General features: G+C 76.1%; 15 protein-coding genes. 3 read left to right on the plus strand and 12 right to left on the minus strand.

From position 1 onward, the window contains the following. Nucleotides 1-5: 5 nt before the first annotated feature. From OG617_RS29995 to OG617_RS30030, 8 genes are all read right to left on the minus strand, one after another. The gene (locus tag OG617_RS29995) at nucleotides 6-926 is read right to left on the minus strand and encodes an ABC transporter substrate-binding protein (protein ID WP_405096268.1); all 921 of its coding nucleotides are present in this window, start codon (nucleotides 924-926) and stop codon (nucleotides 6-8) included. After that, a complete protein-coding gene (locus OG617_RS30000) occupies nucleotides 923-1714 on the minus strand; it encodes an ABC transporter ATP-binding protein (RefSeq protein WP_405096269.1) in 792 nt (263 codons plus the stop codon). The genes OG617_RS29995 and OG617_RS30000 overlap by 4 nt, the downstream gene beginning before the upstream one ends. After that, nucleotides 1711-2616 carry an ABC transporter permease gene (locus tag OG617_RS30005; protein ID WP_405096270.1) on the minus strand — a complete coding sequence of 302 codons (906 nt, stop codon included), beginning with the start codon at nucleotides 2614-2616 and terminating at the stop codon, nucleotides 1711-1713. The genes OG617_RS30000 and OG617_RS30005 overlap by 4 nt, the downstream gene beginning before the upstream one ends. Next, nucleotides 2613-3653, minus strand: coding sequence for an ABC transporter substrate-binding protein (locus OG617_RS30010; protein ID WP_405096271.1), 1041 nt, complete (start codon nucleotides 3651-3653; stop codon nucleotides 2613-2615). Before OG617_RS30010 ends, OG617_RS30005 begins: the two co-directional genes overlap by 4 nt. Nucleotide 3654: 1 nt before the next feature. Continuing rightward, complete coding sequence (locus OG617_RS30015) at nucleotides 3655-4722, minus strand: hypothetical protein (RefSeq protein ID WP_405096272.1); 1068 nt, start codon at nucleotides 4720-4722, stop codon at nucleotides 3655-3657. Between the two features lie 617 nt (nucleotides 4723-5339). Continuing rightward, nucleotides 5340-5639, minus strand: coding sequence for a BON domain-containing protein (locus OG617_RS30020; RefSeq protein WP_405096273.1), 300 nt, complete (start codon nucleotides 5637-5639; stop codon nucleotides 5340-5342). Between the two features lie 52 nt (nucleotides 5640-5691). Next, nucleotides 5692-5961, minus strand: coding sequence for a GlsB/YeaQ/YmgE family stress response membrane protein (locus OG617_RS30025; RefSeq protein WP_405096274.1), 270 nt, complete (start codon nucleotides 5959-5961; stop codon nucleotides 5692-5694). A 31-nt stretch (nucleotides 5962-5992) separates the two neighbouring features. Beyond that, entirely contained in the window at nucleotides 5993-6457 is a 465-nt protein-coding gene (locus tag OG617_RS30030) for an STAS domain-containing protein (protein ID WP_405096275.1), read from the minus strand. Nucleotides 6458-6609: 152 nt separating this feature from the next. Here OG617_RS30030 and OG617_RS30035 point away from each other — a divergent pair, with 152 nt between their 5' ends. From OG617_RS30035 to OG617_RS30045, 3 genes are all read left to right on the plus strand, one after another. Next, complete coding sequence (locus OG617_RS30035; RefSeq protein ID WP_405096276.1) at nucleotides 6610-7296, plus strand: response regulator transcription factor; 687 nt, start codon at nucleotides 6610-6612, stop codon at nucleotides 7294-7296. A 92-nt stretch (nucleotides 7297-7388) separates the two neighbouring features. Then, a complete protein-coding gene (locus OG617_RS30040; RefSeq protein WP_405104008.1) occupies nucleotides 7389-8672 on the plus strand; it encodes a sensor histidine kinase in 1284 nt (427 codons plus the stop codon). Nucleotides 8673-8842: 170 nt separating this feature from the next. Next, a complete protein-coding gene (locus tag OG617_RS30045; RefSeq protein WP_405104009.1) occupies nucleotides 8843-9424 on the plus strand; it encodes a GerMN domain-containing protein in 582 nt (193 codons plus the stop codon). A gap of 190 nt (nucleotides 9425-9614) precedes the next feature. Here OG617_RS30045 and OG617_RS30050 read toward each other — a convergent pair whose 3' ends face one another. The 4 genes from OG617_RS30050 to OG617_RS30065 all read right to left on the minus strand — a co-directional run bounded on the left by OG617_RS30050 (nucleotide 9615) and on the right by OG617_RS30065 (nucleotide 14638). Further along, nucleotides 9615-10988, minus strand: coding sequence for a CoA transferase (locus OG617_RS30050; protein ID WP_405096277.1), 1374 nt, complete (start codon nucleotides 10986-10988; stop codon nucleotides 9615-9617). 111 nt (nucleotides 10989-11099) lie between these two features. Continuing rightward, on the minus strand, nucleotides 11100-11768 hold the full coding sequence (locus OG617_RS30055) for a hypothetical protein (protein ID WP_405096278.1): 669 nt from the start codon (nucleotides 11766-11768) through the stop codon (nucleotides 11100-11102). A gap of 139 nt (nucleotides 11769-11907) precedes the next feature. Continuing rightward, complete coding sequence (gene kynU, locus OG617_RS30060) at nucleotides 11908-13170, minus strand: kynureninase (RefSeq protein ID WP_405096279.1); 1263 nt, start codon at nucleotides 13168-13170, stop codon at nucleotides 11908-11910. 37 nt (nucleotides 13171-13207) lie between these two features. Continuing rightward, complete coding sequence (locus OG617_RS30065) at nucleotides 13208-14638, minus strand: MFS transporter (RefSeq protein WP_405096280.1); 1431 nt, start codon at nucleotides 14636-14638, stop codon at nucleotides 13208-13210. Between the last annotated feature and the right edge of the window lie 111 nt (nucleotides 14639-14749).

Consider the following 14749-nt stretch of genomic DNA (forward strand, 5'->3'; position numbering starts at 1 on the left):
GCCGCTCACCGCGCGCCCGCCGGGGTCACCGCGGCGAGCGCCGCGTCGACCAGCGGGGCGAGCGCCGGCACCCGGGCGTCGGCCACGGTGATCGGCCGGTCGAGGTAGCCGGCCGCGACGAAGATGTCCGCCGCCTCCTGCTGCTCGGCGACGAAGGCGGCGGGGACGCTCTCCAGCCGCCAGGGCAGCCCGGCCAGCGCGGTGTGCCAGTCGGCCGCCTCGCCGCCCAGCTCGGCGGCGGCGTGGCCGGCGGCCTCGTCCAGGTGGGCGGCCACCCAGTCGTCGGCCCGCTGGAGCGCGCCGACGAGCGCCGCGACCACCTCCGGCCGCTGCTGCGCGAGGTCCCGCCGGGTGAAGAAGACCGACCGGTCCGAGATCACCGACCCGGTCTCCACCAGGACGCGTACGCCCCCGGCGCGGCGGGCCGCGGCCAGCTCGGCCTCCTGGGCGACCCAACCGGCGATCTCCCCGGCCGCCAGGCGCTCCGCCGGCGGGGTCGGGTCGTCGGCGGGCCGCCGCGCCACGAGGTCGGCGTAGGACAGCCCGGCCTCGTGCAGCGCCTTGGCCAGCAGGTGCGTCTGCCACGACCCGACCCCGAACACCACGGTCCCGCCGGCGAGGTCGGCCACCGTCCGGACCGGACCGTCGGCGGCGACCAGCAGCGCGCCGTGCCCGGGGCGCGGGGCGGACACCGCGACGTACACGATGTCGTGGCCCTGTGCCTGCCCGGTCAGCGGCGGGGTGGAGCCGGTGCCGCCGAGGTCGATGACGCCCGCGGCGAGCAGCCGGGCGGTGTTCGTGCCGTCGGTGTAGTGGTGCCAGGTCACCGTCTCGCCCAGCGGCGCGAGCGCCCGTTCGGCCAGACCGAGCCGGGCCAGGTGGTACAGCGACGGGTTGCTGCGGTGCACTCCGATGGTGATGCTCATGTCAGTTCTCCTTCTCGAATGGTCGGGTCGGCCCCCGCGCCGGGGCGGCGGACGCCCAGGTCGACGAGGAGCCGGTCGCGTAGGGCGCGGAAGGCCGGATCGGCGGCGTCGCGGGGCCGGGGCACGGTGACCCGCTCGTCGCGGACCAGCGCGCCGCCGCGCAGGACCGTGACCCGGTCGGCGAGCCGGATCGCCTCGTCGACGTCGTGGGTGACCAGCAGGACGGCGGGGCGGTGCGCGGCGCACAGCTCGCCGACCAGGTCCTGCATGCGCAGCCGGGTCAGCGCGTCGAGGGCGGCGAAGGGCTCGTCCAGCAGCAGCAGCTCCGGTTCGCGGACCAGCGCCCGGGCCAGCGCCACCCGCTGCGCCTCGCCCCCGGACAGGGTCGCCGGCCAGGCCCGGGCGTGGCTGTCGAGGCCGACCTCGGCCAGGGCCCGCAGGCCGACCGCGCGGGTGGCCTCGCCGCGCGGCATGGCGACCGTGACGTTGGCCAGCACCCGCTTGTTGGGCACCAGCCGGGGCTCCTGGAACACGATGGTCCGCCGGCGGGGCACCAGCACGGTGCCGTCGTCGGGGTGGTCCAGCGCGCCGAGGATGCGCAGCAGGGTGGTCTTGCCGGTGCCGCTCGCGCCGAGCAGCGCGAGGAACTCGCCCCTGGGCACGTCCAGGTCGAGGCCGTCGAGGACGGCCCGGTCGCCGAAGACCCGCCGCAGCCCGCGGACGTGGATCGCCGGGGTCGGCCCGGTGCCGGTCTCCGTGGCGGCCGGGGTGGCCGCGCCGGCGCTCACCGGGTCCGCCCCGCCCGCCGCCACGGCATCAGCAGCCACTCCAGGGCACGCACCGCGGCGTCGGCGGCGAGCCCCAGCAGGCCGTAGATGATGATGCAGAGCGCCAGGATGTCGGTGCGGGCGTAGTTCTGCGCCTGGGTCATCAGGTACCCGATGCCGGCGGTGGCGTTGATTTCCTCGGCGGCGATCAGCGCGATGACGCTGAGGGTCATCGACAGCCGCAGGCCGACGAGCAGCGCGGGCAGGGCGCCGGGGAGGACGACCTCCCGGACCAGCCGCCAGCGGCCCATCCCGAACGACCGCATCGCCTCGACCGTCTTCGGGTCCACGGTGCGCACGCCGCTGACCGCGTTGACGTACATCGGGAAGGTGGTGGCGACGGCGATCAGGATGATCTTGGCGCTCTCGGTGATGCCGAACCAGACCATGAACAGCGGCACCAGGGCGAGGAACGGCACCGTGCGCAGCACCTGCACGGTCGAGTCGACCAGCTCGTCGCCGAGCCGGGTCAGCCCGGTGGTCACGCCGAGCACCAGCCCGGCGGCCAGGCCGCAGGCCAGCCCCAGCGCCGAGCGGGTCAGCGAGGTGGTGAGCGCGTCGGGGAGCTGGCCGTTGCCCCACAGCTCGCCGGCCGCCCCCAGCACCTGGCCGGGGGAGGCGAGCAGCGACGGCCTGAGCAGGCCGGTCGCCGAGGCGGCGTACCAGGCGAGCAGGAGCGCGACCGGGCCGAGCGCGCGCAGGGCGGTGGCGGCCCACCGGGGCCGCTCGCGGCGGCGGCGCACCGGCGGCTCGACCAGCCCGGCTGCGCGGGCGACCCCGGTGGCGTCGGGGTGGGCCCGGGCGGGGCCGGCCGGGCCGACGCTGGCCCGACCGGGCGCGGTGGGTGCCGTGGTCACGGTCACGCCCCACCCGCCGGCAGCTTCGCCACGTCCAGCACGTGCGCGGCGACGTCCACCTTCTTCGGGGTCACCCCGGCGTCGACGAAGAACCGGGCCACCGTGTCGAAGCGGGCCAGCAGGTCGGCGCCGATCGGCTCGACCGGCGAACTCTGCCGGGCGAAGTCGATGGTGATCTCCCGGGCCCGGCCGCTCACGGACTGCGGGCCGGCGTCGGTGAAGACGTTCACGAACGGCGCCGGGTCCGCCTGGGACGCCGCCCCCTTGTCCCGCAGGTACGCGTACAGCGCCCGGACCACCTCCGGGTGCTCAGTGGCGAACGCGCTGCGCACCGCCCACACGGTGGCGTTGTCCGAGCCGATCGTGCGGCCGTCGACCAGCAGCCGGGCGCCACCGGCGAGCGCGGACACCACGTACGTGCTCCAGCTCGCCCAGGCGTCCACCTGGCCGGACTCGAACGCCGGAGCGGACTGGTCGGGGCGCAGGTAGACCCGTTCCACGCGGTCGACGGGCACGTTCGCGGTGACCAGCGCCCGCAGCAGCAGGTACTCGCCGGTGCCGCCCTTGTTGACGGCCACCTTCCGCCCGGCGAGGTCGGCCACGCTGCGGATCGGGGAGTCGCCCCTGACCAGGATGCCCTCGCCGACCGGGTCGGGCTGGGCGGCGGCGAACAGGGTGAAGCCGGGGCTGCCGGCGAGCGCGCCGACGGCCGAGGTGATCGAGCCGAGGGCGACGTCGAGCTGGCCGGCGTTGATCGCCTGCGCCGCCGGGGCGAACGGGCCGGAGCTGCCGGTCCACGCCACCCTGGCGCCGACCGTGCTCAGCGCCGCGTCGAGCGAGCCGTCCCTCTTGCCCAGGGCGAGCACGCCCGCGTTGCCCGGGTCGGGGATGCGTATCTCGATCGTGCGTCCACCGGCGGCGTCGGCCGGCTCGCCGGACGTGCCGCAGCCGGCGACGCCCACCAGGGCGGCGACCATGCTGGCGGCGGTGGCGACGGTCAGGAATTGCCGGCGGGTACGGCGAGGTGTCGGTGCTGTGCTCATCTCATTCTCCTGTGCGGTCCGTCGGCGGGGGAGCGGTGCTCCCGGCCGGTGCGGGGTTCTGCCGGCGGCGGGCGACCAGCTCGTGGGCGCGCCGCAGCGGTTCGGGGTCGGCCCAGCCGCGCACGTCCACGGGCGCGGCGAGGAAGTCGTGTGCGCGCAGGAAGTGCTCCTGCGCGGCGAGCAGGTCGAGCCGCTCCTCGGACAGGTCGAGGTGCAGGCCGAGGTGCTGGCCGGCGCGGTACGCCCCGGCCACCCCCGCCCTGCCGGCGCCGGTCTCGGCGGACAGGATCCGGCCGACGTCGGCGGGGTGGGCGGCGGCCCAGTCGGCGGCCTCGACCAGCACGGCGAGGAGCCGGACGACCACGTCGGGCCGGTGCTCCAGCAGCCAGCCGGCCACGGTGACCGGCCGGGGCGTGCCGTTGTTGATCCGGCTCCGCAGGTCGGGTTCGTCGTCCAGCTCGATGCCGACCTCGACGCCGTGCCGGCGCGCCGACTCGACCGCGAGGGCGCCCTTGGCGTAAACGGCGTCGACGTCGCCACGGACCAGCGCGGCCAGCTCCGCCTCCCACTGCCCGGGGTGCTCCGGGCCCGCCGGCACGTCCACCGGGCGGGCGTCGGCCGGCCGCAGTCCGGCGACGCCGAGCGCCCCGGCGAACCCGCGCAGCGCCATCGCCGCCCAGAAGTCGACGGCGATCGGGTGCCGGGGCACCGCGAGCCGCCGGCCGCGCAGCTCGGCGGGGGAGCGGGGACCGTCGCCGGGCCGGATCAGGATCACCTGGCGCTCCTCGATCCAGGTCAGGCCGATCAGCCGGGTGTCCGCGCCGCGCGAGTGGGCCCACAGCGCCGGGACGTTGCCGCCCTCCCGGATCAGGGTGGGGTGCTCGTGGGTGAAGTGCCGTTCGTTGAGCCCTCTCCCGGGGTCGTCCTGGAAGGACCGCACCCGGATTCCGTCGGCGGCGAACTCGGCGCCGAGGGTGCCCCGGTCGGCGGCGATCCCGGTGGCGGTGGGCACCGGGCAGCGGGTGAACCACAGCTCGTCGAGGCGGACGGTGGCCGGGGCAGTGGACATGGCTGTTCTCCGGTTCTGGCAGGCAGGCGTGGATCACGCGCGGGACGGCCACCGTCTCTGTGGTCGGGGCGCGCGGCGGGAACGCGCGGGCCGACGGCGTGCCGGGTCGGGGTGCGCGCGGGTTCGGGGCGACGGGGCGGTGCGGGAGGGCGGTGCGGCGTCAGCGACAGCGACAGCTGCCGAACAGCCCGTGGTCGATGTACCGCCGGGTGGTCAGCGCGGGCCCACGGAAGGCGGCGGGGAGGGCGGCCATGGCCGACGGCTCACGCGTCATTGGCGCCACACCTCCCCGATTTCCCGACTAACCCTACAGGTCTTGTAGGAATTGCTGTGGAGGAGCGTGACACGGGCGCGGCGGGAAAGGCAAGGAGCTTCCACCATGCGGTAGCTCACGTCGTGGCCGGCAATTCGTGGGCGGGTCCGGACCCGGTGCGGCGCCCGACCCGCCGGAACCCGCGCCGCTTCTCTCGGCGGCCCACCCGGCGGGCGGCCTGGCCACCCCCGGCGGCGCGCGTCACCGCGGGGCCCGCAGCGCTGGTGCAGGCGCTGCGGGCCCCGCGGTCACGCCCCGGCCGGGTCGCTCCGGCGGGGCCGGGCGGCGGCGCGAGGGCTCGTGGTCACCGGCGCGGGCGCCCCGGCTCGGCCAGCCGTAGGACGTTGCAGACGTCGACGACGTCGGTGACCTCCCAGGCCAACTCCCCGGCGGCCCGTCGGGCCCGCGGGTCGGCCACGGTCCCGGTGAGGATGACGACCCGGTTCTGCACACTGACCCTGACCCGCTCGTGGCGGACTGTCGGGTCGCCGCCGAGCCGCCGGGCGACGACGGCGGCGAGCCGGGCGTCCTCGTCCGCCGGCCCGGGCCTGTCGGGCTCGGCGGGCCAGGAGTGGTCGTCGGGCGACGGCCAGGGGATGACCACGGGGGACGGTCCCTTCTCGGTGCGCGGTGCGCGGTGTGCGGTGTCGGCGGGTCTAGGCGGAGTCGGAGCGGCCGGCGGTGGCCGCGACCAGGACGACGCCGACCCCGGCCAGCCCGACCTGCACGAGCACGTCCTGGAACCGGAAGCCGGCCCCGGCCACGCCGGCGAGGCGGGCGAGGATGGTGCCGAGCAGGGCGGCGACCACGCCGACGACCAGGGTGAGCCAGAGCGGCGCGGTCCGCCGGCCGGGGACGACGAGCCGGCCGAGGGCCCCGACGACGAGCCCGACGAGAAGGGCGCTGACGAGCCCGGCGACGGTCACGATGGCTGCCGGGTGACGAGGGTACGGAGACTCACCGTGGCCCGCCGGCCGGCGTACCGTCGGGCAGTCCCCGCACCGGCACGGCCGCCCGGCCGGCGGGCGTCGGCGCCGTCCGGTGGGACCCCGACGGAAGGGACCGGTCGGACCGGTCGGGCCGGTCGGGCCGGTCGGCGTCCGGCGTCCGGCCGGCGACGATCGGCAGGACCTGGTCCAGGCGGGCGGACTGCAGGATGCGCCAGATCCGGGGGTTCGGGTCACGTACGGTGAGCACCGCGTCGGCGCGGGTGAGCCGCCGGTGCACGTCGAGCAGCAGCCCGATCGCGGCGGCGTCGATGTGCCGGCAGCCGGACAGGTCGACCACGACCTGGGCGGGGTGCAGGGCGAGCAGCCGGTCGAACACGGCGCCGGTCGCCGACAGGCAGGCCAGGTCGAACTCGGTCACGGCCACCTCGACCAGGGGAATCGTGCACTCCCGACGTGCCAGTGGCGTCGTCACGGCCGTACCCCTTCCCCTCGCGACCCGGACGCCCACCACCGTGCCGGTCGGGGTTGGCGGGCACCACGCGGACGTGTGACAGTTGCGTGACAAATCCGCCATCCGTGGGACACGGTTGGCCGTCGGCGGACGGCCTTGGAGATGATTCCGGTATGACGTCCGTACTGGTGATCGAGGACGACGACCGCATCCGGCTGGCGCTGCTGCTCGCGCTGGAGGACGAGGGCTACGACGCCCACGGCGCTGCCACGGCCGAGGAGGGGCTGCGCGCCCAGCGCCGGAACCCGGCCGACTACGTCCTGGTCGACCTGATGCTGCCGGGCCTGGACGGCTTCGAGTGCATCCGCCAGCTACGCCGCGACGACGACGTGCCGATCGTGGTGGTCAGCGCCCGCGACGACACCCACGACATCGTGGCCGCCCTGGAGGCCGGCGCCGACGACTACGTCGTCAAGCCCGTGGCGATCAAGGAGCTGACCGCCCGGCTGCGCGCCCTGCACCGGCGTGCCCGCGCCGTCGTCCCGGCCCTGGCCGAGCCGGTGCCGGTGCTGGCCTTCGGTGACCTGGAGGTCAGCCCCGAGGCGGGGGAGGTGCGCCGGGCCGGGCATCGCGTGTCGGTGACCCGCACCGAGTTCCGGCTGCTGTGCGAGCTGGCCGAGCACGCCGGCCGGGTGCTGTCCCGCCAGCAACTGCTGCAACGGGTCTGGGGGTACGACACCGGCGACGAGCGGCTGGTCGACGTGCACGTCGGCCGGCTGCGGCAGAAGATCGAGCCGGACCCGGCCAACCCCGAGCATCTGGTGACCCTGCGCGGCCTCGGCTACAAGCTGCAACGTTGAGCGGCCCCCGCCGGCCCGCGCGGCGTCGCCTCGGCCTGCGCGCCCGGGTCACCGCGGCATTCGCCGCCGGGGCGCTGCTGCTTGCCGCCTCGATGGCCCTGGTCTCGTACGAGCTGACCCGCCGGTCCCTGATGGACGAGCGGGAACGCACCGCGGTGCGGGCCGCGTACTTCGACGCCGCCGTGGTGCGCAACGGCCTGGACACCGACGACCCGGACGTGGTGGAGGTGCTGCGCTCGCTGGACACCGGCGGCAGCCGCCGGGCGCTGCTCAACCTCGACGGCGACTGGCACGCCCGCACCGCCGACGTCGGGCTCACCGCAGCCGTGCCTGAGGAGCTGCAACGGCTCGTCGGCGCCGGGGAACCGGCCGTGCAACGGGTCCGCGTCGACGGGCAGGCCGCCCTGCTGGTGGGGGTGCCGCTGTCCGGCTCGGCGACGTACTACGAGGTCAACTCGCTGGGCGAGCTGGAGCGGACGTTCCAGGCGCTGGCCCTGACGCTGACCGCCGTGGCCATCATGGTGGCCGGCTCCGGCGCGGCGCTGGGCTGGTACGCCACCCGGCACGGCCTGCGTCCGCTGACCGCGGTCGCCAACGCCGCGGAGAAGATCGCCGCCGGTGAGCTGACCGCCCGCCTCGACCCGGCCACCGACCCCGACCTCACCCGGCTGTCCACCTCGTTCAACCACATGGTCGACCAGTTGGCCCGCCGGATCGAACGGGACCGCCGGTTCGCCGCCGACGTCAGCCACGAGCTGCGCTCGCCGTTGCAGACCCTCGCCGCGGCGGCCAGCGTCCTGCAACGGCGGCGGGAGCACCACGACGAGCGCACCGCCACCGCAGCCGGTCTCGTCGCCGACGAGATCGACCGCTTTCAGCGGCTGGTCAACGATCTCATCGACCTGGCCCGCAGCGACCAGCCCGCCCACCGCGCCCTGGTCGACGTGGCGGAGCTGGCGCGGCGGGCCTGCGCCGAGCGGGACCTGCCGGCCTCGCTGGTAAGCCTGGCGGCCGGCACGCCACGGACGTGGCGGGTGGAGCGGCGGCGCGTCGCGCAGGTGCTGGTGAACCTGCTCGACAACGCGACCCGCTACGGGGCCGGCCCGGTCGCGGTGCGGCTGTCGCGCGACGGCGACGCCGGCGTGATCGAGGTCGACGACGACGGCCCCGGGGTGCCGGTGGAGGACCGGGAGGCCATCTTCGACCGCTTCGTCCGTGGCCGGGCCGCCCACGCCCGGGGCGCCGGCGACGGCACCGGCCTCGGCCTGGCTCTGGTCGCCCAGCACGCCACCGCGCACGGCGGGCGGGCCGGCGTGCGCGACCGCCCCGGCGGGGGCGCCCGATTCCACGTCACCCTGCCCGGGAGCCTGCCGTGACCGGCCGCGCCGCAGCGCCCGCCGCAGCCTGGGCCGTAGCCCGCGCCGCAGCCTGCGTCGGAGTGTCCGCCGGAGCCTGCGTCGGAGTGCCCGCCGCAGCCCGCGCCGGAGTGCCCGCCGCAGTGCCCGCCGTGGGCGGCGGCCAGGCCGGGGGAACCGACCGGGTCGGCCTGCCGGGCTTCGCCCGGCGCGTCGTCGCCCCGGCCGTCCTGGCCGGCCTGCTCGTCCTGGCGTCCGCCTGCGGGGTGCCCGCCGAGGACCGGCCCCGGGTGGTCGAGGTCCCGCCCGGGCCGTTCCCGTCCCCGGCGACGGCCGGCAGCACCGCCCCGACCGGCCGGGTCACCGAGACGCTGTGCTTCGTCCGGGACGACCGGCTGGTGCCGGTGCCGCGCCGCGTCGACCCCGCGCCCGACGCCGACGCCCAGCTGCGCGACCTGCTCGCCGGCCCCATCACAGTCGAGCGGGACGCCGGGCTGACCAGCGCGTTGCCGGGGGCGATGAGCGCCGTCGTCGCGGACGTCGCGGGGGGCCACGCCCGGGTGACGGTCGGCCAGACCGGCGACGAGACCGGCCGCAGCGACGAGGTCCTGGCGTTCGGGCAGATCGTCTGCACCCTCGACGCCCGGGACGACGTCACCACCGTGTCGTTCCTGCGCGACGGCCGCCCCCTCGGGGTGCCCCGGGCGGACGGCTCGCTCTCCGCCCAGCCGCTGACGGCCGCCGACTACACCGCCCTCACCGCCGTCCGCTGACCGCCCTGCGGTCGAGCGGTCATGCTCACCCGTGGAGCCCGGCCCGCCGCCGCGTGCGTCCCGTGCCTCGGTGAGCCGCGGGCTGGCCTGCGGCCGGCCGCCGTGCCCTCCTCGCAGGGGCGTCAGCCCGGTGGCGTCAGCGGGGAAGCCGATCAGCACGCTGGGCCCTCCAGTCCGGCCCGGCTGGTCGTCAGCCCCAGGCCGGGGCCGCTCGCCCGTACGCCGGCGGCAGCCGAGGCCAGCGCAGCGGTCGCCCGTCGACGCTGCCCAGCGGGCTGATCCCGCTCCACCCGTTCCCCAGGGCGGTCCGGTACGCGTCGGCCTGCCGGCCCGCCTCGTCATCCCCGCCCGGGACCGGTGACCGGGAACCCTGGTCGAGCAGCCACCGCGAGGTGCGGGTGAGGGAGACCGACACGTGGCTCGCCGCGCCGGTGCGGGCGCGTCGGGTCAGGGCGGTGAGGATCCCGGCGGCGAGCAGGTAACCGGTGGCGTGGTCGAGGAGTTGGCACGGCAGGGCGCCGGGGCGTCCGTCGTCCGCGCGTACCGTCCAGCCGATCCCGGTGGCGACCTGCACCAGGCTGTCGAAGCCGCGGCGCGCGCCCCATGCCCCGGTGGTGCCCCACGCCGACAGCGTGGCGACGACGGTGCCGGGGTGCCGGTCGGCGATCTGGTCGGGGTCCAGCCCGAGCCGGCGCAGAGCGCCCGGACGGTACCCGGTTACGACGACGTCGGCCCCGTCGACGAGGCGGTGCAGCGCCTCGCGGCCGGCAGCCGTGCGCGCGTCCAGCAGGGCGCTCGCCTTGCCGACCACCCCGTCCAGGGCGTGCAGCGGCAGCTCCGGCCGGAGCGGATCGTCGACCCGCAGCACCTCGGCGCCGAGCGCCCCCAGCATCCGGGTGCCGACGGGGCCGGCGATGACCCGGGTCAGGTCCAGCACCCGTACCCCCGACGCCGGTAGGCGACCTGGTGCGGGCAGCGGCGGCGCGGCGCCGTCGAGCGGGTCGACGCCCACCAGCGGCGAACCGGTGGCCGTCTCGCTCGGCGCGACCGCCCACCAATGCTCCGGCGCGCGTGCGGCCACGGCCAGGCCGCCGCCGCCGTACACGACGGTCTCGACGTCGGCAGCCGGGCGGGCGGCCACCGCGTCGGCCAGCCGCCCCACGACCTCGACGTCCGGGCCGTCGGCGACGCCGAGGGCGGCCAGCAGCGCCGCCCGGTGCCAGGGGTAGTTGGCGTGGGTACGCACCCAACCGTCGGCGGCCCGCCAGAGCCGCGACAGCGGCGCGAAGCCCTCGAGGCTGCGCCCGGCGGCGTCCCGGAGCCACACCTCTCCGCGCACCGCCGCCGCCACGTGTGCCGTGTCGAGGGCGACGGCGGGCCGCCGGCCGGTGCGGGCGTGCCCCAGCTCGGCGGCGGCGGCGAGGCACGCGGCCACGGAGGCGACGGCGCACTCGGCGACCGCCAGCGGCGCGGAGAGCGCCGCCGGGTGGGGGTCACCGATCAGCCGGGGCATGGTCCCGGCCGGGAGACCCAGCTCCGCCAACACATCGGTCGACACTGTCATACGGCCCATCGTCCCCCGCGCCCCGCGCCCCCGCGCCCCCGCGCCCCCGCGCGGCGGCCCCGATCATGGAGAGTCACAAACGGGGAGTACGTCCAGCGGTGCGGGGCGCGGTCAGGCCGGGTCCTGTCGCACCGGGTAGCCGATCCGGGCCAGTTCCCCGGCGAGCTCCTCGGGCGCCTGCCGCGCGTCGAGCCGGCGCAGCAGGTCGGGGGTCACCGGCCGCAGCGCGAAGACCTCGCGCACGGCGTGCAGGTCGACAGGTCGCCCGTAGTAGCCCTCGGCCCAGTCCCGGTACGCCTCCGGCGTCCCGTCGGTGAGCAGCCCGAAGAGGAAGTCGGCCCCGTCGTCGCCGTCGGCGGGGAGCGCGACGTCGCCGTGGCGCCACCGGTCGTCGCCAATCTCCCGCCACAGGCACACCGTGGCCGCCAGCGTGCCGTCGAGGCTGAACGCCGGCTCCCGCACGCAGGCCGCGAACGCCTCCGGCACGGTGTCGACCAGGCCCGGCCACAGCTCGCCCGAGTCGTTGCCGGCGGGGCTCAGCGGGGACTCGTGGTCGAAGCCGCGCACGAAGACCCCAGCGGCGGCGAACACGATCGACCACTGGTCGCCGGCGCCGTTGTCCATCGACGCCAGTTCCTGCCCCGGCCCCCAGCGCGCGTCGAAGCGGTAGGTGAAGGGCGGGCTGCTGACCAGGGCGGCGTCGAGCACGGCCAGCGCCCGGCACCGGTCGCGCAGCGTAGCCGGGTCGGGCAGGACACGGGCGACGTCGTGAACGCTCATCCCGACATCCAACCCCACCCTGGGCGGGGCCGGCCCCGGGTGCCCGGCCGGGAACTCTCGCGACCCGCCGCCCTCCGGGTGGCCTGTCGGCCGGGCCGCTGTCGCTGCCGGCCGTTGCGGGGCTGGGGTGGGTGACGCGTCAGGTGACCCGGGACGGCCCGCCCGGCACCCGCTCCCAGGCGTGCCTCTCGGCGATGTCCCGGAGTCGGTCCATGGCGTCCCACACGTCGACGAACCGGGTGTACAGCGGCGCGGGACCGAGGCGGAGCCGGTCCGGAGTGCGGTAGTCGCCCACCACCCGGCCCTGCTCGGCCAGGGCCCGGGAGATCCGCAACGCCTCCGGGTGGTGCAGCGAGACGTGGCTGCCGCGCCGGCCCGCCTCGCGCGGGGAGGCCACCCGGAAGCCGTACGGGGTGAGCCACGCGTCGGTCAGCGTCACGATCAGCTCGCTGAGACGGCGGCCCTTCTCGCGTACCCGGTCGATGCCGGCCTCGGCGAGGACGTCCAGGGCCGGGTCGAGCGGGGCCAGCGCCAGGATCGACGGGGTGCCGACCAGGAACCGGTCCAGGCCGGGGGCCGGATCGTACCCGGCCGCCATGAGGAACTGGTCGCGCTGGCCGAACCAGCCCTGGATCGGCTGGCGCAGCCGGGACTGCAACTCCCGCCGGACGTAGAGGAAGGCCGGGGCGCCGGGGCCGCCGTTGAGGTACTTGTAGGTGCAGCCGACGGCGAGGTCGGTGCCGCTGGCCTCCAGCTCGATCGGCACCGCCCCGACGGCGTGCGACAGGTCCCACAGCACGACCGCGCCGACCTCGCGGGCGGCGGCGTTGACGGCCGCCATGTCCAACAGCGCCCCCGACCGGTACGACACCGCCGACAGCACCACCAGAGCCACGTCCCCGTCGAGGGCGGCGCGCAGCTCGTCGAGCCCGAGCCCCTCGTCGAGGTCGGAGGGCAGCATCCGCAGCGTCAGCCCGCGTGAGCGCGCCAGCCCCTCGATGACGTACCGGTCGGAGGGGAAGTCCTCGGCGTCGACGAGGACCGTGCGGCGGTCCCCGGCGGCGTCCAGTGCGGCGGCTGCCAGCTTGTACAGGTTCACCGACGTGGAGTCGGAGATCACCACCTCGCCGTCGCGCGCGCCGAGGGCGTGGGTGGCCAGCCGGTCGCCGAGCCGCCGGCCCCACTCGATCCAGCTGGGCCAGGAGCGGACGAGCCGATCGCCCCACCCCTGCCGGACCAGCCGGTCGAGGTGCGCCGGGGTGGCCGCAGGTAGCCGCCCGAGGGAGTTGCCGTCGAGGTAGATCAGGTCGTCGTCGGCGATCACGAACCGGTCCCGCAGGTCGGCCAGCGGGTCGGCGGCGTCCAGCTCCTTGGCCAGGTACCGCGGGAAGTCATCTCGCATGTGCCGCTCTCTCCTCCGACGTGCACCGACGGCCAACCTAGCTGATCGGTGGCGTCGGGGGGACGGCCGCGTACGCCGGTCCCACGGTCGGGCGTGGGCGGGGCGCCGACGCTCGGCGCCGCAGCAGCAGCGCCACCAGCAGCACCGTCACCGCGGCCAAGCCCGACATCCCCCAGAGCGTGAGGTGCAGTCCGCGGGTGTAGCCGGGGTCGGCCAGCCGGCCACCGGTCGTGCTGGCCAGCACTGCGCCGAAGATGGCGATGACGATCGTTTCGCCAGCGATGCGCGCGGTGTTCAGCATGCCGGCGGCGGTGCCGGCGCGGCGGGTGTCGATGCTGGCCAGCGCGACGCCGTCGATCATTCCGGTCGTCACGCCCATGCCCACGCCGATGCACAGCAGTGGCCCGGCCAGGGCGATCGTGCTGATCCCCGGCTCGATGATCGTGAGCCACGCCGCGCCCACCCCGACGAGGATGACCGCCGTGACGACCACCGCGGTCGGCGGAATCCACCGGGTGATGAAGCTGCCGACCAGCGGCAGCGCCAGGGCCGGCGAGGTGAGCAGGATCAGCGTCGCGCCGGCCTGCCCCGACGTCATGCCCAGCACCCCGGTGAAGTACGAGGGCAGGTAGATCAGCAGCGGGATCATCACGCAGATGATCGTGGCGGCAGCCGCCGAGAAGGCGACGAAGTGCCGGCTGCGCAGCAGCCCGAAGTCGAACATCGGGTTCTCCTGGCACCGCTCCACCACGACGAAGCACACGAGCAGCGCCGCCGAGGCGACGAACGCGCCGACGATCCACAGGCTGGTCCAGCCCTGCCGTGGGCCCTCCACCACGGCGAAGATGAGCGCCAGCAGGAAGAGGGTGAACGACAGGGTTTCCGGCACGTCGACCCGTCGGCCCGCCGGATCCCTCGACTCGGGCAGTCGGGGCACCATCGCCAGCACGGCCAGTGCGACCAGGGCCGGCGCGGCGAAGGCGGCCCGCCAGCCGAACGCGTCGACGAGCACCCCCGCGATGGTCGGCCCGAACGCGAGACCGACACCGATCGCGGTGCCGAAGAGCCCGAACGCCCGGGTCCGGGCCGCTCCCTCGAACGAGGCGGCGAGCAGCGCGGCGCCGCTCGCCGCGGCGGCGGCGGCCCCGATGCCGGCGATCGCGCGGACCACGTCGAGCACCATGATGTCGTTCGTCACCGCGCTGATCAGTCCGGTCACCACGAACAGGGCGAGGCCGAGGGCGTACATCCGGCGCCGGCCGAGGATGTCGGCGAGCGAGCCGCCGGCGAGCATGAAGCTCCCGAAGGCGGCGTTGTAGCCGGTCACCACCCACTGCACCGGGGTCAGGTCGGCGTTCAGGTCGGCCGCGATGTCGGACAGCGCGACGGACGCGCCGGTCAGGGTGATCGGCAGCGACACGGTCGACAACAGGACGGCCGCGAGTACGATTTTGGGATTCCTGCGCATCTTTCTCCGGTTCGTTGAGCTCATCCGGCCGTCCTCGCCTTTCCGGCTGGGTCCACCCGCCGCTGACCGGGCCGACCGTGCCATCCGAATGTCGTCATCCGGCACCAGACT

It is taken from the genome of Micromonospora sp. NBC_01412 (assembly GCF_045040215.1).
GTDB classification, from domain to species: Bacteria; Actinomycetota; Actinomycetes; order Mycobacteriales; family Micromonosporaceae; genus Micromonospora; species Micromonospora rubida.